At 35.5% G+C, this 19,518-nt stretch carries 23 protein-coding genes and 2 pseudogenes; 23 read left to right on the top strand and 2 right to left on the bottom strand.

All coding sequences use genetic code 11. The annotated features are described in order from the left end of the window. Positions 1–264 precede the first annotated feature (264 nt). The 5 genes from AC3ISB_RS14310 (at position 265) to AC3ISB_RS14290 (ending at position 6,064) form a co-directional block, all read left to right on the top strand. Entirely contained in the window at positions 265–1,812 is a 1,548-nt protein-coding gene (locus tag AC3ISB_RS14310; protein WP_489273589.1) for a spore germination protein, read from the top strand. Next, positions 1,809–2,903: a GerAB/ArcD/ProY family transporter gene (locus AC3ISB_RS14305; RefSeq protein ID WP_489273588.1), complete on the top strand. Its 1,095-nt coding sequence runs from the start codon at positions 1,809–1,811 to the stop codon at positions 2,901–2,903. The genes AC3ISB_RS14310 and AC3ISB_RS14305 overlap by 4 nt, the downstream gene beginning before the upstream one ends. Continuing rightward, positions 2,900–4,126 carry a Ger(x)C family spore germination protein gene (locus tag AC3ISB_RS14300; protein ID WP_489273587.1) on the top strand — a complete coding sequence of 409 codons (1,227 nt, stop codon included), beginning with the start codon at positions 2,900–2,902 and terminating at the stop codon, positions 4,124–4,126. The genes AC3ISB_RS14305 and AC3ISB_RS14300 overlap by 4 nt, the downstream gene beginning before the upstream one ends. A 779-nt stretch (positions 4,127–4,905) precedes the next feature. Beyond that, a complete protein-coding gene (locus tag AC3ISB_RS14295; protein ID WP_283867320.1) occupies positions 4,906–5,274 on the top strand; it encodes a DUF2750 domain-containing protein in 369 nt (122 codons plus the stop codon). Between the two features lie 325 nt (positions 5,275–5,599). After that, entirely contained in the window at positions 5,600–6,064 is a 465-nt protein-coding gene (locus tag AC3ISB_RS14290; protein WP_489273586.1) for a VanZ family protein, read from the top strand. 296 nt (positions 6,065–6,360) lie between these two features. Here the strand turns inward: AC3ISB_RS14290 and AC3ISB_RS14285 are convergent, their stop codons facing one another. After that, the gene (locus AC3ISB_RS14285) at positions 6,361–7,182 is read right to left on the bottom strand and encodes an STAS domain-containing protein (RefSeq protein WP_489273585.1); all 822 of its coding nucleotides are present in this window, start codon (positions 7,180–7,182) and stop codon (positions 6,361–6,363) included. Positions 7,183–7,525: 343 nt separating this feature from the next. Here AC3ISB_RS14285 and AC3ISB_RS14280 point away from each other — a divergent pair, with 343 nt between their 5' ends. The 8 genes and pseudogenes from AC3ISB_RS14280 (at position 7,526) to AC3ISB_RS14245 (ending at position 11,725) form a co-directional block, all read left to right on the top strand. Next, a complete protein-coding gene (locus AC3ISB_RS14280; RefSeq protein ID WP_489273584.1) occupies positions 7,526–7,714 on the top strand; it encodes a YolD-like family protein in 189 nt (62 codons plus the stop codon). Beyond that, positions 7,693–7,869 carry a YolD-like family protein gene (locus AC3ISB_RS14275; RefSeq protein WP_387548532.1) on the top strand — a complete coding sequence of 59 codons (177 nt, stop codon included), beginning with the start codon at positions 7,693–7,695 and terminating at the stop codon, positions 7,867–7,869. The genes AC3ISB_RS14280 and AC3ISB_RS14275 overlap by 22 nt, the downstream gene beginning before the upstream one ends. Positions 7,870–7,925: 56 nt before the next feature. Continuing rightward, positions 7,926–8,192, top strand: coding sequence for a hypothetical protein (locus AC3ISB_RS14270; RefSeq protein ID WP_489273583.1), 267 nt, complete (start codon positions 7,926–7,928; stop codon positions 8,190–8,192). A gap of 428 nt (positions 8,193–8,620) precedes the next feature. Next, positions 8,621–8,800: a hypothetical protein gene (locus tag AC3ISB_RS14265; RefSeq protein WP_330502006.1), complete on the top strand. Its 180-nt coding sequence runs from the start codon at positions 8,621–8,623 to the stop codon at positions 8,798–8,800. Positions 8,801–8,968: 168 nt separating this feature from the next. Next, positions 8,969–9,517 (top strand): GNAT family N-acetyltransferase, encoded by a 549-nt coding sequence (locus tag AC3ISB_RS14260; protein WP_430102251.1) that lies wholly within the window; start codon positions 8,969–8,971, stop codon positions 9,515–9,517. A gap of 209 nt (positions 9,518–9,726) precedes the next feature. After that, a complete protein-coding gene (locus AC3ISB_RS14255; RefSeq protein WP_489273582.1) occupies positions 9,727–9,981 on the top strand; it encodes a hypothetical protein in 255 nt (84 codons plus the stop codon). Positions 9,982–10,039: 58 nt separating this feature from the next. Next, positions 10,040–10,246: a hypothetical protein gene (locus tag AC3ISB_RS14250; RefSeq protein ID WP_489273581.1), complete on the top strand. Its 207-nt coding sequence runs from the start codon at positions 10,040–10,042 to the stop codon at positions 10,244–10,246. A gap of 268 nt (positions 10,247–10,514) precedes the next feature. Further along, a pseudogene (locus tag AC3ISB_RS14245) lies at positions 10,515–11,725 on the top strand (IS110 family RNA-guided transposase). 405 nt (positions 11,726–12,130) lie between these two features. Here the strand turns inward: AC3ISB_RS14245 and AC3ISB_RS14240 are convergent. Beyond that, positions 12,131–12,247: pseudogene (locus AC3ISB_RS14240) on the bottom strand (YjcZ family sporulation protein); the annotation flags it as partial. A gap of 466 nt (positions 12,248–12,713) precedes the next feature. Between AC3ISB_RS14240 and AC3ISB_RS14235 the strand changes: the two are divergent. From AC3ISB_RS14235 to AC3ISB_RS14190, 10 genes are all read left to right on the top strand, one after another. Next, a complete protein-coding gene (locus AC3ISB_RS14235; protein ID WP_081109037.1) occupies positions 12,714–12,908 on the top strand; it encodes a CDGSH iron-sulfur domain-containing protein in 195 nt (64 codons plus the stop codon). A gap of 255 nt (positions 12,909–13,163) precedes the next feature. After that, entirely contained in the window at positions 13,164–13,448 is a 285-nt protein-coding gene (locus AC3ISB_RS14230) for a hypothetical protein (RefSeq protein WP_489273580.1), read from the top strand. 74 nt (positions 13,449–13,522) lie between these two features. Continuing rightward, a complete protein-coding gene (locus tag AC3ISB_RS14225; RefSeq protein WP_144480161.1) occupies positions 13,523–13,753 on the top strand; it encodes a hypothetical protein in 231 nt (76 codons plus the stop codon). Positions 13,754–13,904: 151 nt separating this feature from the next. Continuing rightward, positions 13,905–14,192, top strand: coding sequence for a hypothetical protein (locus tag AC3ISB_RS14220; protein ID WP_144480159.1), 288 nt, complete (start codon positions 13,905–13,907; stop codon positions 14,190–14,192). 297 nt (positions 14,193–14,489) lie between these two features. Beyond that, positions 14,490–14,942: a hypothetical protein gene (locus tag AC3ISB_RS14215; protein WP_489273579.1), complete on the top strand. Its 453-nt coding sequence runs from the start codon at positions 14,490–14,492 to the stop codon at positions 14,940–14,942. Between the two features lie 328 nt (positions 14,943–15,270). Further along, the gene (locus AC3ISB_RS14210; protein ID WP_202317114.1) at positions 15,271–15,621 is read left to right on the top strand and encodes a helix-turn-helix transcriptional regulator; all 351 of its coding nucleotides are present in this window, start codon (positions 15,271–15,273) and stop codon (positions 15,619–15,621) included. Further along, the gene (locus AC3ISB_RS14205) at positions 15,608–16,429 is read left to right on the top strand and encodes a permease prefix domain 1-containing protein (protein WP_489273578.1); all 822 of its coding nucleotides are present in this window, start codon (positions 15,608–15,610) and stop codon (positions 16,427–16,429) included. The genes AC3ISB_RS14210 and AC3ISB_RS14205 overlap by 14 nt, the downstream gene beginning before the upstream one ends. Then, on the top strand, positions 16,416–17,258 hold the full coding sequence (locus AC3ISB_RS14200; RefSeq protein WP_489273577.1) for a permease prefix domain 1-containing protein: 843 nt from the start codon (positions 16,416–16,418) through the stop codon (positions 17,256–17,258). The genes AC3ISB_RS14205 and AC3ISB_RS14200 overlap by 14 nt, the downstream gene beginning before the upstream one ends. 156 nt (positions 17,259–17,414) lie before the next feature. Then, the gene (locus AC3ISB_RS14195; protein WP_061463518.1) at positions 17,415–17,921 is read left to right on the top strand and encodes a hypothetical protein; all 507 of its coding nucleotides are present in this window, start codon (positions 17,415–17,417) and stop codon (positions 17,919–17,921) included. A gap of 195 nt (positions 17,922–18,116) precedes the next feature. Beyond that, positions 18,117–19,394, top strand: a complete 1,278-nt coding sequence (locus AC3ISB_RS14190) for an IS110 family RNA-guided transposase (protein ID WP_489273571.1) — start codon at positions 18,117–18,119, stop codon at positions 19,392–19,394. Positions 19,395–19,518: the final 124 nt, after the last annotated feature.

Raw genomic sequence — 19,518 nt, 5'->3', positions numbered from 1 at the left:
GGGTGCGTTAGCTGAAGATTGGAGCTGTCATTGAGGCAGCTTTTTCTTTATTCAACTAACGGGTGTGTTAGTTCACTAAAAGAAAAAAGGAGAGTACATATTATACATGGCTAATATGTACTCTCCTTTATTTATTAAGGTTTTTTATAATTAGATGGGTAAAAATCAAGTTAAAATTTTAAACACTGAATTACAAAAGAAACATTTAAGAATTAACTTATAGTCTTTTGCCCCATACTAAGTAAAAAGCAGGCAGAGGTGTGTATGATTAACTTTCATTCAAGAAAAAAGAAATCTAAAATAGAAGAAAACACAGAAGAAGAAAATTTGATTTTTTCGTGTGATTTACAGGAAAACAGCACCTATCTGAAAACCATTTTTTCTTATCCTGATAACTCCGACCTTGGAGTCCGTCCTATACATGTGCCTTCACAAAATAAAGACGCCCAATTTTTTTTTATGAGGGGGATGGTGGATGCCACCCTCATTGACCACGCCATTTCTTCTTTGCAAGAAAAGGAGATACAAATAGAAGTGGGCGAAGATTTAACCGAGGTGATAAGCAAAACGATTCTTACAGGAAATCAAGTTTCCACCCTTATAGAAAGGAAAGAAGCCGTCTCCGCTTTATTGGACGGACAAACCATCATCCTGATGGAAGGGTCATCAAGCGTCCTGTCGCTTCAAACAGCCAAATATGATGGTCGAAGCGTGGATAAGCCGCAATCGGAAAACGTGATTAAAGGGTCCAATGAGGCGTTTGTGGAGTCAGGAACCGTCAACGTCTCCCTCATTAGAAAAAGGCTCCGTGACGAATCCTTAGTGACGGAAACGCTTTATATCGGAAATGGCAAGAAGACGAAAATCAGCCTGATGTATCTGAAAAATGTGATGGATTTTGACTTATTGCATCAAATCAAAGAACGCGTATCACAAATTGACGTGGACTATATCGAGGATGTATCGGTGTTGGAGCAGCATCTAGAAGAAAGGGCCTACTCCCTTGTTCCGACCATTCTCTATACGGAACGACCCGACAGGGCGACTTCCTTCATACGGGAAGGGAATGTGATCCTTCTCATGGAGAATTCACCTGCCGCGCTTGTGGCGCCCGCTACTTTTTGGTCGTTTTTTCACACGTCGGAAGACTATTACCTGAGGTGGGCCTATGGAAATTTTATACGGATGATTCGATTGTTATCAGTCTTCATCGCTCTATTTACACCCAGTTTATACGTGGCGATTGTGAATTTCCACAGTGCGATGATTCCAACCGATCTTCTCCTTGCCATTGCTGCAACAAGGGAAACGGTCCCATTTCCCGTCATTTTTGAAATCATCATGATGGAATTGGTGTTTGAAATCTTACGGGAAGCAGGAATCCGAATTCCGACGGTGATGGGTTCGACAATCGGAATCGTGGGGGCGCTCATTTTAGGGCAGGCAGCCGTGGATGCCAATATCATCTCCCCGATTTTGGTCATCGTGGTTTCGATAACGGGACTTGCCTCCTTTGCCATTCCGAATGTATCGTTCAGCTTTGCGGTTAGGATTATGCGTTTTGCCCTGCTCATTCTTGCCTCCTTCATGGGACTTTTTGGCGTCATGATGGCGACAATCATGTGTGTCGCCTATTTATCCACCCTCACTTCCTTTGGCGTGCCGTACCTGGCACCCACCATTCCTTTCTTTCCGTCGTCTAAAGATACGATAGGAAGAAAGGTTTCCTGGAAGGAACGAATCAAACCGATGTATCTGCATCCAAAGAAAGCGACGGAAAACTCAAAAACGAAAGGAAAAAGAGGGCTATGATCCAAAAGAAAGAGTATAAACTCGGAAAAAGAGAAATCATCTCGTTACTTTTGCCCGTCATTGGAATAAAGTTTGCCGATATGACGCCCACTTTGCTGTTCGACGAAACGGAAACGGCCAGTTGGATGGCGATACTCGTTTCCGCTCTTTGTTTTCTTCTTTCCTTTCTAGTTTTTTTAAGTGTGATGAAGAAATACCCTGATAAAGGATTAATCGACGTGTTTGACATGATTTTCGGAAAACCCTTAGGTTTCCTAGTAGGATTGATTTTCTTTCTCCTTTTCCTGATCGGAACAGCAGTGGACACTCGAAGCTATGTGAATATCATATCCACCCTTTATTTTCCTAAAACGCCGCTTCTTGCCCTTTACACCCTGCTCCTTATCGTGTGCGTGTTTCTTGCGAAAAGGGGTTTGGAAGGAATCACAAGAACCAGTTTCATTTTTCTTTTTGTGATCAAAGGAGGGTTATTCCTCCTCATTATCCTCCTTTGGGATCGGCTTGAATTTTCGTATCTTTTTCCGATTTTCGGACGAACATGGGAGAATATTTTTATCACAGGGTTCAAGTTTATGCCACTTTTCGTGGAAATTATGGCACTTGCCGTCTTCATGACTTTTTTTAGGGATTTTCCCACCTATAAAAAATCGAGCCTCATCAGTTTTGCTATCGTCTGTTTCGAACTCGTCACGTTTTTCTTGTTTTATATCATGCTGTATGATGTGCCACTGGTTACCGAAATCACCTATTTATTCCATGAAACGACCAGAAATGTTTCGGCAGGCCGATTTTTAGCGAACCCTGAAACCATCTTTTTACCCATTTGGCTCCTTTCGACGTTTATCCGATTTTCCTTTTATCTGTATATCACCACCGCCCTATTTTCCTATTTATTTAAAATCAAAAAAATCGAACCCCTTTTGATTCCCTTTGCCGCACTTCTCATCGGTCTAGGCATGCTTCCTGAAAATCCTGTCGAATCGGAATACATCATAAGGGAAAATGTTATTTTCCGTTTCGGTTCCTTTTATTTCTTTTTCTTGCCATTCATGATGTGGATATTTGCGAAGAGGAAGGAGAGGAAATCATGAAAAAGTGGATGCTTGTCTTGTCCCTTTTCTTATTAACGGGGTGCTGGGATAAAATAGAACTGGAAGAACAAGCGTTTGTTGTGGTGGTGGGTTTGGACAAAGGAAAAAATGGGATGCTCGATGTAACCTATCAAATTGCCAATCCGCAAGTCGGTTCAACGGATCGTTCCAAAGCAGAGAAAGAAAAAGCATTTGAAATTGTGACCCTGTCTGCCCCGAACCTTGCGGTCGCTACACAACTCGCGAATGTAAGCATATCAAGGAACGTATCCCTCTCGCATGTGAAAGCGTTAATCGTTGGGGAGGAACTGGCGAAAGATAACATGTTTCTGCATATATCAGAAACCATCACAAAAGAAAGGGGACTGAGAGAAAACGTGTTATTTTTGGTATCGAAAGAGAACGCTTCTTCTTTTATCAGAAACAACAAAACGCCTTTTGAAACAAGACCCCACAAATTTTACGATTTGATGGGTCAAAGGTGGAAAGAGACAGGATTCGTTCCTTTATCGACGTATCAAATGTATTTGAAAAATACGCAGCACGATGCGGGTGCCTTTTTAGCCATTTATAGCACAGCCAAGGAAAGGAAGCAACGGATAATAAAAGATGAAGATGAAAATGTGGCGGGTGAGGTAAAAATCCGATCAGGAAGCCACACGCAATCCATCGGTTCGGTTGTGTTCAAGAATGGAAAAGCGATCGGAAAGTTGACGGGTGAAGAAACGAGGTTAACCCTTATGTTGCAACAAGATTCAGATGTGGATGAATTAACAACCGCTTTTACGGATCCCGTCAAAACAAATGAAACGATTGGGACACGAGTTTATATCGAAAAAAAAGCCAAAATAAAAGTCAATACAAAAAAATCAAGTCCCGTCATTACAGCGACCGTTCCCGTGAAAGTGGATCTCGTTTCTGTTCCGAGTTTGGTTAATTACTCAACGAATATCGAGAATGGAGACATGCTGAAAAGCCATATTGAAAAAGAATTGGAAAGGAAAACGGACAAGGTGGTGAAGAAATCACAAGAAAAACTGAAAGTGGATCTTTTTGAATTCTATTATATGGCCAGGCGGAAATTTCTCACCATGAAACAATACGAAGCCTACAATTGGATGGAAAACTATCCAAAAGCCACGGTCAACATTCATTACGAGGTAGAGTTATACCAATTCGGAGAACAAGTTTTGCCCACTAATCGACAACGTGTAAGGGATTGATATAATGGGTCTTCTGGCAAATCTTTTATTGATTATGGTTATTTTACACACGATTCAATATGGAATAAAAGCTGGGAAAGAGTTTGGAAAACAGGCAAAATATGCGGTTTGGTTTTTAGCCCTTTCCCTTGTTTTCCTGCAAGGATATCATTTTTTTCGTTAAAAAAATGAAGAGTGTCACCCATACGCAAGGTGTCTTCTGACAGGCAAAGATTATAAAAAGACTGAGTCACTCAGTCTTTTTTTCTAAACGTGTATTCAATCTTTTGGTCCACCTTTATCCTCGGCCTTTCAGGCTGTACAACAATCGGCTGCCTTCGTGAAGATGTTTTTCTCCCAGGAGATTAGTTCATTAAATGAGATAGGAATTACTCTGCTGCTACATTATACTCAACTAACGGGGCAGTTTAGTTTAATAAGACTTTTAGAATCAAGCTATCAGTTGAAACCTTTTTAGGAAAAATTTCGTATACAGATTTAGGAAAATGTTTTTTAGAAAAGGAGAAACAGGTTATGTTTATAGGGGATATTATATTTCAAGTAATTGTTTTCGGAGGTATAGCATTAATTTTAGGTGTTTTAGGTTATTTATTATTTAAGAGGACAAAGAGAAGCTAATTAAATTTCTAATTTAAGTAACGATTGCTTTACTTATCAGGAGTTGATCAGCAGCTCCTTTTTTATGCAACCATCGGGGCAGTTTAGTTCAGGAAGGAAAATTACAGACAGATATAGAAACTTGTATATTTTCTAACAATTATCATAAAGGAATGACATATATGAAATTAATTAAACGATTTATCTTAAACCGTCCTGCTGAAAAGCGACTTGCATATTTTTATGGTATGGTTGCAACGGATGAACAGGTGTGGTTACTACGCGACGAAAATGGCGACTTATTACTATTAGAAGATGATGATGGAGACTATCCATTTTTACTACCTGTTTGGCCAAGTCGAAGTTTTGCTGAAATGGAGTCTGCCAATATAGATGAGTCATACGAAGCGTTCAACATACCACTTTTGAATTTTTTCGATTTACTAGTTGATATTGAAAATGACGGTGGTGCCACAGCGATTTTCCCAAATAAAAACGATACAACCATTCAAAAACGTGATGAAATAAAGGAAATGATTCGCAATTTATAGCAAGTAAGATGCTCCCTCACATTAAATTGGAAAATTTAAAGTAAGACAAGATCTTACATCTAGTTTTATGTCATTTATTTAATTGTAATATTTATAAAATAAAACCGCAATTAGACTAGTAAAAGAGAAACCTATCATTAGTAGGACCAATTCTTTAGTAGAAATTGATTTTGTTATTTAACTAACGGGTGCTTTACTTCATTATCAGGAGCTGATTAGCAGCTCCTTTTCTTATGGAACTATCGGGGCAGTTTAGTTTAATAATGGTAAAATATTCTTGCGAACGATTCAATAGAAAACATAAAAGTAAAAAAAGGAGAGGAAAATGAAAAGATTTATAAAAATTGTATTAAGCATCAGTTTTATTTTTTATTTACTCGCATTGGTAGTTCTATTATTCTTGGGTACAAGAGGTAACGTATGGACAGATTTGACTTTGATGGAATATATTAAGAGGTCTTCGAATTTTGTTCCATTTAAAACGATAAGTACATATATAAAAGCAATTTTTAGCGGAAGTATGAATATGGATATACCTATAAAAAACCTCGTTGGTAATTTTATTATGTTTTTGCCAATGGGTATCTATCTGCCTTACTTTATAAAAAGAATAAACAAAGTAAGTGTATTTTCAATTGCAATTATTATATTGTTATTTGTTATTGAAGTAATACAATTAGTTACAAAAAGAGGAAGTTTTGATATTGATGATTTCATCCTTAATATGTTCGGAGCTTTGATAGGATTCGGAATTTGGAAAGTGAAGGTTGTTCAGAAGTTGCTGAAATAGCACTTTGGGAGATTCTTCATTTGCAGTTAAGAGTTTGTGAAGGATTGTACTTAAACTAACGGGTGCGTTAGCTGAAGATCGGAGCTGTCTTTAAGGCAGCTTTTTCTTATGGCACTAACGGGGCAGTTTAGTTGAAGAAGAAAACGAATTGATTAGTGTTGAATTAAATACCTAACTATATTTTTTATACAAAGATGTAACTGCTAGGCAGGAAAAAATATTTAGACAGTTGGTCAGAATATATTGAATAAGGAAAAAGAGTCGGCAAAGCGACCCTCCTCTAAGATTCTCTGTATTTAACTTATTAAGTATTTATTCAACGCTTGTTGTAAAGTTCCTAATGTTTGTGCTTTTTCATTTAATCTCATTCCTAAGCGTATCATATTGCTAGCCACTTCAGCTCTTAACCCGGTAATCACAGTGGTACATCCCATTAATGAAGTGCCGTCAATAATCTTCATTAAATGATCAATTACCTCAGTCTCCATTTCCATAATTCCAGATAAGTCCATAATCAATGTTTGAATACGTAATTTTCCAATCTCTATTAAAACTTTTTCCTCTAGAATATTCGTTCGGTAAAGATCAACCGCACCAATTAAAGGCAAAATACATATAGTGGGTGTTATTGGGATTATTGGCACAGAAAGATTTTCGACCAATTCTCTTTGAGCCATTATCAATGAATCTTTGTATTGAGAATATGTGATAAAAAAAACATTTAAAAACCTGTCTACTTGATTATTTATTTGTTTTTCTACCGAAAAAAAATCTTCATTTATAACGTGATTCGTTACCTCGTTATATCCTTGTAGGAACTTCCACAAAGTTCTTCGAATGGCTTGCACCCACTCTAATTTGAAAGTTAATGGTATTTCGTGTGTCGCCCAAGCTATACCTTCTTGTTTAGCAAATGATTGAAGCTCTTGTTCTTCACCCTCAATAATGTATCGAACCAGCTTACGGGCATTATTTATCAGGTCAATATTACCGACCATTAATATTTCTTTAATTTTGTCTTTCACATTAGATGCTTCGTTTAATAATGAATCTTCAAAATCCTCGTTATTTTCTTCGATGAATTTCATTAAATTATATATATCAAGTGACGAATCCATAATTTAATCTCCTTTTTTTAAATATGCCAAATCATAAATACCCTATTATTATAATTACTAAACCCATTTACACAAAAAACTTCTAATTTAAGGAAAAAAGATGATATTTATGTTAATTAATATTGTGAAGATTTCTACTTAAACTAACAGGTGCATTAGTTCTATAAGGCATGAAAGGAGACCGCAATAAGTGGTCTTTTTTATTTGTTCTAATATATTTAACAAATCCTTATTATTAATACAAACAAGATTAAATCCATTCTCGGGAATAGCCATTTTTTCCTACCTTTAACAAGAACGCTAGTTCGTATATAATAAATGAAAAGGAGAGATCTTCTTTCTAATGGGTACAATTCGTGATAGAGGAATCATTAAATGGCAAGCAGCATTGATGTTACCAGAACATAAAGCATTAAATAAAAAAAAGGATAAAGACGATTATTTCTTAAATAAAAAACCTATCCTTGATGAATACCGGTTGAAGAATTTGAAAACAACATTCATTATGCAATGGAATATCATTTACCGATAAGCTTTAGATTGCATAACGAGGGAAATCCAATTGAACTGCATGGATACTGTGTGTATATTGATCCTGTCACGAAAGAGTTAAGTATTCAGAAGAAAGATAGTTCCTTCGAGAAAATTAAATTTAATGAAATTATTAGTGTGATCGTTGAGGATTAAAAAAAGTCCTTTTTAAATTCAGGAAGGAAAAGGCACAGAGATTTAGGAGTATACAAATGGAAATTCAGATTGAGGTTCAATTGTTTGCGAACGGTGCTAAGTTCATACAGTCTGGTAGTTGTTCAGTAATTACAACTGACTTTAGAAAAGAACCGGAATGGACAGCTGCTGTATCAGCGTATGAGTGGATACAAAAGATAAAAAGCTCTGCTCGCTATCCAGGCGACTTTCAAATTGTTAGTGTTGTTTACAACGGAGAAAATGACATTACAGATTTAGTAAGAAAGGTACGCCCTTTAATAAAAGATGATTTACCTTTTTAGAATTAATCAACTAAAAATATAATTTAGGGATCTCTTTAGAGGTTCTTTTTTTGTTCATAATTAAAAATTTTATTGGCTAGACCCTAGAAACATTTTAGTTTAATAGAATAGATTCCACCTGAATAAGTAAGGGGGAGTTTAATTTAATAGAATATACTCCACTTCATTAAGTAAGAGGGGGAATTTAAATGTTAAATATGAAAATTTATGTTGGCAAGGCTAAGAACAGGTGGAACAGTTTCACAGTAGGAATAATCGTTGGTATCGGAAATGATCAATATTACATAGTAAGGTTTAGAGATGGAAGGAAAACGTGGATTAGGAAAGATTGGATTTTGTTTTGGTATTAGAAAGCTCCCTGCGGGGAGTTTTTTTAGTGTATAGTAAAATATAGGAAAACATAGGAAAACATAAATAGGGGGATGTAAATGAAAATTTTATCAAAATTATCGTTAATCCTTATCTGTTCATATTTTTTGATTCCTGCATCCGAAGATTGGATGACTTGGAAACCATCCCTTTACATTTTCGATGAAAATGGAAAATTAGTGGATAAATTAGAAGATACACCTAAACATCCTCCAATTAATTTGGCAGATTTTTTTTAGGGCATATAAATTAGAAGATACACCTTAATGAATCTCTTTAGAGGTTCTTTTTTTATTTGACTGTTCCAAATGGGTACCCCTTAAGGAACTAACGGGGCAGGATAGTTGCATAACTTTTTGTATAATAAAAACCTGTGTTAAAATAGGGAAAAATTAGGTGGTGTGAAGATGTTCTCATTCAAAGTAGATAATCAAATAGAAATTGAGTTACTTCAACAGCAGCACAAAGAGGAATTATTCAAATTGGTAGATAATAACAGAGAACATTTACGAAAATGGCTACTTTGGGTTGATAAAAGAAAATCTTCACAGGATTTTGAGCCTATCATACCCATATGGATAACCAATTATGGCAATAATAATGGTTTTGATGCTGGCATTAGATATAATGGAGCATTAGTTGGAATGATTGGTCTTCATTTTATTGATTGGAAGAACAAATCTACAAGTATCGGCTATTTTTTGTCAGAAGAAGCACAAGGGAATGGAATAATAACTAAGAGTGTAAGTTCATTAGTGAACTACCTATTTAAAGAGTTGGATTTAAATAGAATTGAAATTCAGGTTGCAGTTAATAACCTAAAAAGTATATCTATTCCACGAAGATTGGGATTTGTTCAAGAAGGAATTAAACGGGATGGACAATGGTTATATGACCATTATGAAGACTTAATTACATTTAGCCTATTAAGAAGTGATTGGGAGAAAATCGAGTAGATTAATCTAAAATAAGGTTATACACTTCATCCTTAATGAACTAACGGGTGTGTTAGCTGAAGATCGGAGCTGTCTTTAAGGCAGCTTTTTCTTATGGAACTAACGGGGCAGGTTAGTGGAATAAAAATTTCCCAATCGAAACTCAATCAAAACCCTTTAAATGGTAAAATTGATAAAGAATTCAATTTTATAATTTGGGAGGAGTTTAGTTGAAGAAAATATTCACTATGTTATTTATAATAATGGTTTTAACAGCTTGTGGTACGAACGCATCGAACAAAGATTATAATGCGGAAACCTCTAAAGAAGAAAATAATACCGAAACGACTAAAAAAGATACTAAATCGGAAACGACTGAACATAATTATCAATTTATAGGAGAAAGCGAACATTGGGAGGCTATATATTCTTATAAAGCAACCGAAATATGGGGGGGGGAATGGCAAACAAACAACTCATTCTAGCAAAGATAACTATGTACTTACATTAAAATACAAGGGATCTTTGGAAGAGTTATCTTCGATGAAAAACCTTGATTATTCTTATGAAACAACCATTAGTAGCGGAAATAAAAGAGAGGCCTACCCTGATCCACCTAGTGAAAAAGTATTTAAAACTAGTGGAAGTTCAGTAAATGGAGCAATGGTAGGTAAAGATGAAGTTATAAAGGTAAATGTAAAATGGGATGGCTTTGAAGAGTCATTTGAACTGCATAATAAGGATAAGTAATTTAGTTAAACTAACGGGTGCGTTCGTATTATAAGGTCGACCAGTAAAAATTACTGGTTGACCTTTTTTTAATAGAATCTATTATATCAGTAGCCAGGGTAGGACGTACGGGTGCGTGGGACTTGATCCCGTGAACTAAACTGTCCGCCCCCTACTTGTAGAAACATGTTTGAGGCTGGTTGGGACGCAGATCTCGTATAACAAGCGAAGCTATGACACTACATGGAGGACTAGGGGTACTGGTTAGTAAGTAGAGGAGGAAAAAACAATGAATCCAGTTGTTGGTCTGGATGTGGCAAAAGGAGAGAGCCAAGTTCAGGCATTTTTAGATCAATCTAAACCGTATGGGAAGAGCTTTTCAATGAAGCATATCAAAGAGGAGTTAGAGCATTTTTTAGAATTTCTAAAAGAAATTGAAGAGGTGACAGGGCAGATGCCTATGGTCATTTTAGAGTCTACAGGGCATTACCATTCTCCTGTTATTCAATACCTTGAGGAACAAGGGATTCCATATATCTTAGTAAATCCGATTATTTCTTATCAGGCAAAGAAGTCCAGCTTACGGAAGGTAAAAACGGACGCTATCGATGCGTACCAGTTGTGTGTGCTGTATTACAAAGAGGATTTAGAACCTCATAAAATTAGAGGAATTCAGCTATTAGACCTTCGGAATTTGTCCAGACAACAGGAAATCGTAACGAATATGTATGTGGAGGCTAAACTTCAGTTTCACACCATTTTAGATCAAGTGTTTCCTGAATACCGGAAGGTTTTTGGGGATCTATATTCAAAGGTTTCTTTATTGATGTTAAAGGAATATCCTACTTCAGAGGCGGTATTAACGGCCGGAGAAAGTAGACTAGCAGAGAGTGTAATAGAGTAATAGAGTTCTGTTCTAGCCGATCGGGTGAATGGGCATGTGAAAAAGCAAAAAAAATAATGGATTCCGCATCTAGAAATCCATTTCAAAAAAGCGTGTATGAAAGTCACGTAATCAATCTTCGTATGTATATTGAGTTGCTTTTTCATTACCAGGGACATCTTTCTGATTTAGAAGATCGTATAGTGGCCCTGGCAAATGAACTGGAAGAATATAAGATCATCCAATCGATTCCCGGTATCGGAGAAAAAATCGCAGCCACGATTATCTCTGAAATTGGTGAAATCGATCGGTTTAATCATCCGAAAAAACTGGTTGCCTTCGCTGGAGTAGATCCAAGTGTTCACTCATCGGATAAGTTTACGGAAACCATTAATCGTATTACCAAAAGGGGTTCGAGCAGACTACGTCATTCTCTGTATCTTGCCGTACTATGCGGCATAAGAAGTTCAAGGAACAAAAAGCTTAAAGCATTCTATGATAAGAAAAAATCAGAAGGAAAACCTGCCAAAGTGTCAATCGTTGCCTGTATGAATAAGTTGCTTCATTGGATTTATGCTTTATTAAAGAGAAAAGAAACGTTCCTAGATTTAGCCTAATTAACGGTTTTGTGAAACAGAGAAAAATCCTTCCAAAAGGGTTCTGGAGGGTTATTTGGCATGGCCAAAAATAGTATATCATAAGGGAAATGAAAATATTAGAGAAAGATATTGACATCCTATTAGCTGGTTTAGTTCATTAAGATATGAGATCCTTGAGGATTCTAAGCGTAGGAAATTCGGGGCTTTATTTTTCATAAAATGTATTATCATAGTTTTTCGCGTTTTGTCGTCTGGACCATAATTAGAGTGTTCAAAATAACTATCATTCCTCAGAAATAGGAATCAAATTTGAAGAAGCCGACCAATAAAGGTCGGCATTTTTCATACTATTTAGCAGCAGCCTCCGTAACCGCCTCCGTAACCGCCTCCGTAACCGCCCCCGTAACCATAGCCACCGCCGCCGTATCCACCGACAAAGCTGGCTCCAACAATGATTAGGAGTATAAACAATACGACTATAAAGGCGAAACCTCCACCAAATCCAAAACCGTCATCACAACTTGATTCACAACGTGACATCTAGAAACATCTCCTTAATTGTTTTTAAGGAGGAAATCAATTAAATGGGTAATATCACATTATGCTCAAATTAGGAAAATGACACAATAGTTTCCACCCCATCTCTGTTCATAGGATAAAATGTTGGAGGTACCTCTTAATGAGCTAACGGGTGCGTTAGTTCATTAAGAAGAAGTAAAAAAAGTCGATTCCTTAACTAACGGGTACGATTCTTCATTAAGAAGGATTGCTTTTTCTTATGCAGCTAAAGGATCAGGTTAGTAGAATAAGGTTTTTGGAACTTTTTAAAGTAATATCCTCTAAAAATAAGGGGGAGGGCGATAAAATGTGGTGTGTTTTTATTGGTATAACACTTCTTCTTTTGGTAATTTCAGGATGTCAATCAAATAATATTGAGGAAGTAGAACTTATTTATCGTTTAAAGTTATTCCCCCATGGCAAAAATGTTTTAAAAAAGAGGTGATTTATTATAGCTACTATTAAAGTTAATGATAATGGTTCATTACGTGTATCAGGGAATGTAGAGCTAGTCGATGGTGAAGGGAATAAAATTGAAACAAAAGAAGCCTTTTCCCTATGCAGATGTGGACTTTCCGATAATAAACCTTTTTGTGACGGATCCCACAAAAGTAATTTCGAAAGCGTAGTTAGGGCAGAATAAAGCTAGTGGGACAGAAGCTTTAGGGCACTCTTTTGGGAAATCGAACCCCAAAAAGCCGCCCGATTCATTTTTCTTTTACGAAAGAGTATGTTGTTGAACTATCGGGTGCGTTGTTGAGAACCGGGGCTGCCATTTGGTGGCCTTTTTGCTTAATGAACTAAAGGGGCAGTTTAGTTCAACAAGATTGAAAAATTTTCATATATGAAATAGAATTTTTTTCGCTTATGCTGAAAATAAAAAAGAAGGTTAAGGCGTATGAATGTCACTGATTTACTTATTTTGTCTGTGGTTATAGGCGTAATTAATGGTTATAAGGACAAGAAATTTAAAATAAAAAGTTTTTTCAAAACGTCTTTAACATTTTTCATATTAGGTCTAATCTTCATCATAACAGGAAATCAATTTCTGAATGATTTATTAGATAAATATCTTCCTAGTGAAGAATATGGGATATGGCTATTTGGAGGTTTGTTATTGTTGTATCCGATTTATACAACAATTAAAGGATTTAAAAAAAAGACCACCAACTCTATTCGTTAATTATCTTTAGGGTGCGATCCTTTAATAAAGGATGAAATTAAGGTTTGAAACCAAAATTCATCATGGAGGAACCAATGATAAACAAGTTTGAAACCAGATATTTTTATATTATTAGCACAAGTGATGATAAATTTATTAAGTGGAATACAGTCAAGGGAATTCTTAACGAAGATATAGTAGATGATTATGAAATAATTTCTGATTTAATGGCTCAAGATGTTCGAGATAAGTTTGGGGAGGAATACGAAGTTTGGGATATAACTAAAGATGAATTTGAACAGAGAATAAAGCCTAAAATTAAATAAAGTGGCTTAGCCTATTTGAATGGTGCGTTAGCTGAAGATTGGAGCTGTCTTAAGGCAGCTTTTTCTTTATGCAACTAAAGGGTCAGGTTAGTTTAATAAGGAATGCTATAATAGCCTTAATTTCAAAATGATTTTAAGGAGTTAAACTCTTATGATTATAAAAATTGACTTTGGTGACGATTTTATTCAATACATTTCTTGTTCAACAAAAGTAGGTAGGAAGATGAACAGTATTCAGGAGGACTTTCTAAATTGGATTTTTGACGAGGAAAAGAATACAGAATATTGGGCTTTAGAAAATGGGGAAAGAATTCACCCTAATTATGATGCAAAAGCAATTGTTGAATGGTTAAACAATGTAAGATTTAAGCGAGGAATAGCGAAAGCTAAATTAATCACGAATCCTCAATTATGTGTTAAAAAGAAATTATATTTTTAGAGTGTTTCTTAAATGTTTAATGTTCAAACTATAAGATTGTGAAAAAATGCACTTAAACTAACAGGTGCTTTAGCTGAAGATCGGAGCTGTCTTTAAGGCAGCTTTTCTTTATGGAACTATCGGGGCAGTATAGCTTATAAGAAATTGGTTTATTATGGTATAATTTTTGGATGATTGTCTTCAATACTTTATTACCAATAATAAATAATATGGTAGCCGCCATCGTTTTCTATTTATAGGTTCGTCGAGCGACAAATAATTCCAGTTATTTCTGGGAGAATAGTAAGGAGTAAATATATGAAACAAATTTTTAGTTTAATTGGTGGATTGTTATTTGCCTTTTCTTTAACAGGGTGCTTAGGAGAGGATTATGATTTTACACCTCCTAGCGTTACACTCTCTAATCCTACAAACTCTGAAAGTGATATCAAATTAAAAGTAGCTAATATAGATTGGAAATCTGATAAAGAATATAAGAAAAAAACGAAAGATATTCTATCACTTGCAAGGAAACAAAAACAAGTAAGTATTAATTCAGGTCAACAAGATTATTTAGACTTTGATAGTCAAGACTTTAAGATTGAAAAAATAAGTATTTGGGTATGGAAGCAGGATGAGAAGGTAGAATTGGAAGTTGATAAAAATCTCAACTTCAATTTCCCAAAAGAAAAAGGAGAATATCTAATAGAAGTGGACCTTCTTACGGATAACGGAAGTGCTGAATATGTAGGTAATATCGCCATTAAGTAGTGGATAACATACTTCTTAATTACCAATTAACATAAGCTTTTGTTTGGTAAGACCATCGAAATTTAATGGTCTTTCTTTATGTCTAAATATCAACTTTATCAGAGCCTAAAATAATAATATTGTTCAAATGAAATAATACACTGTTTGTGAGGTTTTTCACTTAAACTAACGGGTGCGTTAGCTGAGGATCGGAGCTGTCTTTAAGACAGCTTTTTCTTTATGCAACTAACGGGGCAGGATAGTTCATTAAGACCTACCCGTTTTTTTTTGATGAATACCTTGCATTATATAGTAATATAAAATATATTTATACCAAGAGGTGGATAATTTGGAAATTAATAAGGAAGTCTTAAAAGGGCATATAGACACTCTCATCCTTTCTCTTTTACATAGGAGGGATATGTACGGCTATGAATTAGCCAAAATCGTTCGAGAAAAAAGTGATAACCAATTTGAATTAAAAGAAGGTACACTTTATCTGTCTTTAAAGCGATTAGAGAAGAACGAATGGATTGAATCTTATTGGGGCGATGAACAAGGTCCAGGAGGAAGAAGAAAATATTATAAAATTACTTCAATAGGTATAAACGGATATAAAGAAAAGCGTTTGGAGTGGCAATTTGTGAAAAGAATTATGGATTCGTTTTTACAAGGGGGAGACAAGAATGAAAAAAATTGAATCATTTGTAGATACAGTATATCTAAACGTTGCTGGAAGTCGAAAAGAAATAAAAGAATTAAAAACAGAAATGAAAAGTCACTTGTTAGAAGCTGTACACGAGTTGATGTTAGAAGGTAAGTCAGAACAAGAAGCTATTGAAATCGCTATTGAGCGTTTTGGTGGAGAAATAGAAATGCAATCCATTATTTCAGGGCTATTTCGTGTTCAAAAAACATTTGCCAAAAAGATATTTTACACTGCTTTTGCCTTTCTATTAATTGGTATAGTTTCATTTGGAATTATTTATTTTAATGAAGTGAAAAAAGAAAGATTGAGAGAGGATTTAGTTATGTCCACTATCCTTAATCGTTTAGGGGACAATAAAGAGATAAGCAAGAGTGATAAACGGTATATGGCAAAGCTTGTAGAAAAAAGCCCTGCCATATATGAAATTACGCTTATGGACCACGAGAAAATATTTTCTGCTTCTTCTAATGAAGAATTTCAAAAAATCAGACCAGAATTTGAAGTAAGGAAAGATGTATTGACAACTAATCACAATGTTATTGTACAAACAGGGTACAGTCTTGGAAACAAAATTTGGGATGTCAATCTAACTTATATCAGTTATAGACCACTTGCAGATAATATTTTATTTTTGGGTGTTTTAATCTATTGGGTGTTGTTTACTATTTGGGCAATTATTAATGCTAATCACCAGAGGAGATTGAACATTGTTTGGATTATTATATTTGCTTTATTAAATGTTGCAGGGTATCTGTTTTTCCGTTTTATTGGAAAGGGGATAAAAAATGAAACAAATTGAAGAATACGTTCATTCGGTTTACCGAAATGTTGATGGAGATAAAGAAGAAATCCAGGAATTAAAAGAGGAAATGCAATCGCATTTATTAGAGGCTGCCTATGAGTTAAAAGAAAAGGGAGTATCAGAAGAAGAAGCGAGCAGAATGGCTATTGAAAACTTCGGAGATAAAAAACACATGATTAAAGGATTATCAGAATTTTTTAGTGTACAAAAGAGATTTGCTCGTTATATCTTATTATTTTCATTGGTTTCACTTGTGCTAGGAGCTATCATTTTTGTAAATACCTCCTTAGAAATATATAATTTCAAGGAAGAAAGAAGCATCATCATGAACGATGTGTTAACCATTGTAGGTGATGATGATATGATTTCTGACTCCAAAAAAGAGGATATTCAAACTCTTTTCGACGAACATAAGGATCATTTGAATTATCTTGCAATATTTAACACAGAAGAGAACGCTCAATTAAAAGATTGGTTGAAAGAATTTAATATAACACAAAAACCTTCTACCACTTACCCCATTGAATATCAGTATGCAACATTTATGATAGAAGATCCGTATGAAATTTTTAATAAAGAAAGAATTGTTAGCGATGATTATGATTTAGGAACAGTGGCGAGTACAAAGGATAATTGGATTGTTCAATATGAATATAAGGATACCTACCAGAATGTTATTGAAGCAAATAATTCATGGGCATTAGGAGATTATATGGATATTTTTCAGCTGCCGATTTTGTTCTTTGTAGTGTTTGGGGTTCTAATTATTGTTTGGGGATTCTTAAAAAAATGTCATAAAACATATTTAAAAGGACTTATAAACTGAATTTCTTAATGAACTAACGGGTGCTTTAGCTGAAGATGAGGGCTGTCTTAAAGGCAGCTCTTTCTTTATGCAACTATCGGGGCAGGATAGTTTAATAATCATGGATAATTTTCCAATTTTCATATAATGTAGAAGGAAGAAATGGAGGGATGAAATTTGAGATTTTTCAAGATGTTTTCTTTTTGCACTTTAATGATAGTATTCTTAAATGCTTGTAGTTTAGATACTACAAAAACGAAAAGTGAAATTTTAGAAATACCTAATATAGATGAATATACAACTTTATTAGTGCAAGGTGTTGATGAGGACGGGGTATCTTCCGAGTCAACTTCAAAGGTCATTACAGATATTAATGAAATACAAGCTTTTATAGAAAAAGTGAACAAAATGGAAGTTGTGCAACCTCCTAATAAGGAGTTATTGGAGAAGAGTAAAGAATTAAATAAAAAAGGGAATTACTTTTTTATATTATCCGATAAAGAAACCATGGATAACAAAGTATACACTATGAATTTTTTTAGTGATGGAAGGATTATGTTTCAAGAACCGAACGGAAAGAAGCAAGAAGCAAATGGAGCAGGACAGAAAATGATGTATTTATCAAAAGAAAAACATTCTGATGTTCTTCTTGAAATGAAAGAATTATTAAACATTAAGTTTTAATTAATCCTTAATGAACTAACGGGTGCGTTAGCTGCAGATCGGAGCTGTCTTTAAGGCAGCTCTTTTCTTATGGAACTAAAGGGGCAGCATTCCTGTTAGGAGGATGTTCGAAGTCTTGAAAGAAAAAGAGCCCTCTTGTATGATGCATGAGTGTCAACGACCATTGACTCAGCATCAAACAAGGAGGACTTCTCTATGCAGTTTAAATGGAATGAAAAAATTAATCAAGTTACTGAAAATACACTCGTTGTTGGTATGGATATTGCCAAGCGTGTTCATTACGCTTGTTTTGTTGATGAACGAGGGCGCGTGATAGAAAAAGCCTTCGCAGTACATCAATCAAAAGAGGGCTTTGAACACCTGTATGAAAAGATTCGTCAAACGATGAAGGAAGCTAAGAAAACAGAAGTAATTGTTGGAATTGAGCCAACAGGCCACTACTGGATGAACTTAGCTAATTTCTTAGATCATTACGGCATACCACTAGTCATGGTGAATCCAATGCATGTCAAACGATCGAAGGAACTGGACGATAATTTACCGACAAAGAACGATAAAAAAGATGCATTAGTCATCGCTCGTTTATTGAAAGATGGGCGTTTTAGCTATCCACGTTTATTAAAAGAAGTAGAAGCAGAACTTCGTATCGGATCTACTCTTCGTTCAAAGTTAACGGAAGATTTAGCGAGTATTAAAAACCGAATCATTCGTTGGCTTGATCGTTATTTTCCCGAGTTTACTCAAGTCTTTCCGGCTTTCGGAAAGATGGCTCTAGCTACATTGGAAATGACTCCGTTGCCACAGGATATCGATGGAAAAAGTGCTGAGGAGCTTGTCTTTCTTTACCGTAAGGTAAAGGGAATGAGAGCCCCACAGCTACCAAAAGCAAAGCTACTTATTGAAGCAGCGACGAACTCAATTGGACTGACAGAAGGGACACAGATGGCCCGACATGAAATTGCCACGCTCCTGCGTCAGTATCGCTTACTAGAAGACGAAATTGAATCTGTGAATAGTCAATTATCCGAAATGGCCCAAACAACTATGGAATATGAGCTGCTGGCTTCAGTTCCTGGATTAGGAGATGCAACCATTGTTGATTTGCTTTCAGAAGTTGGAAGCTTTTCACTTTATGAAAATCCACGCCAATTGATTAAACTAGCGGGATTAACATTACGTGAAAACTCATCTGGTCAACATAAGGGACAAAAACATATCTCCAAACGAGGAAGAAAGCGACTTAGATATATTCTTTTCAAAGTAATAGTACCACTCATTCGTCACAACGAGGGGTTTAAACAGCTTCATGAATATTACACAACACGCCAACAAAATCCCTTACGCGGAAAGCAATCGATGGTGGTACTCTGTGGTAAATTGTTGAAAGTATTGCATGGTATTTGTAAAAAGAAAGTCCATTTTAATGAGCAGAATATGATGAAGGATCTCTACTGCCTCTCAGAGGCAGCGTAAGCATTTCTAACTATCGATTTATAACAAGAAGGATGACACGGAGAAGCCAGCAACATTACTAAACTAAGACCAAGAGTCCCCGGGGCAGCTTAGCAGGCCTCTGCCTTATGAATAGACCGAACGA

It is taken from the genome of Peribacillus sp. GL_122 (assembly GCF_057835005.1).
This window is presented reverse-complemented; position numbering and strand designations above follow the sequence as displayed.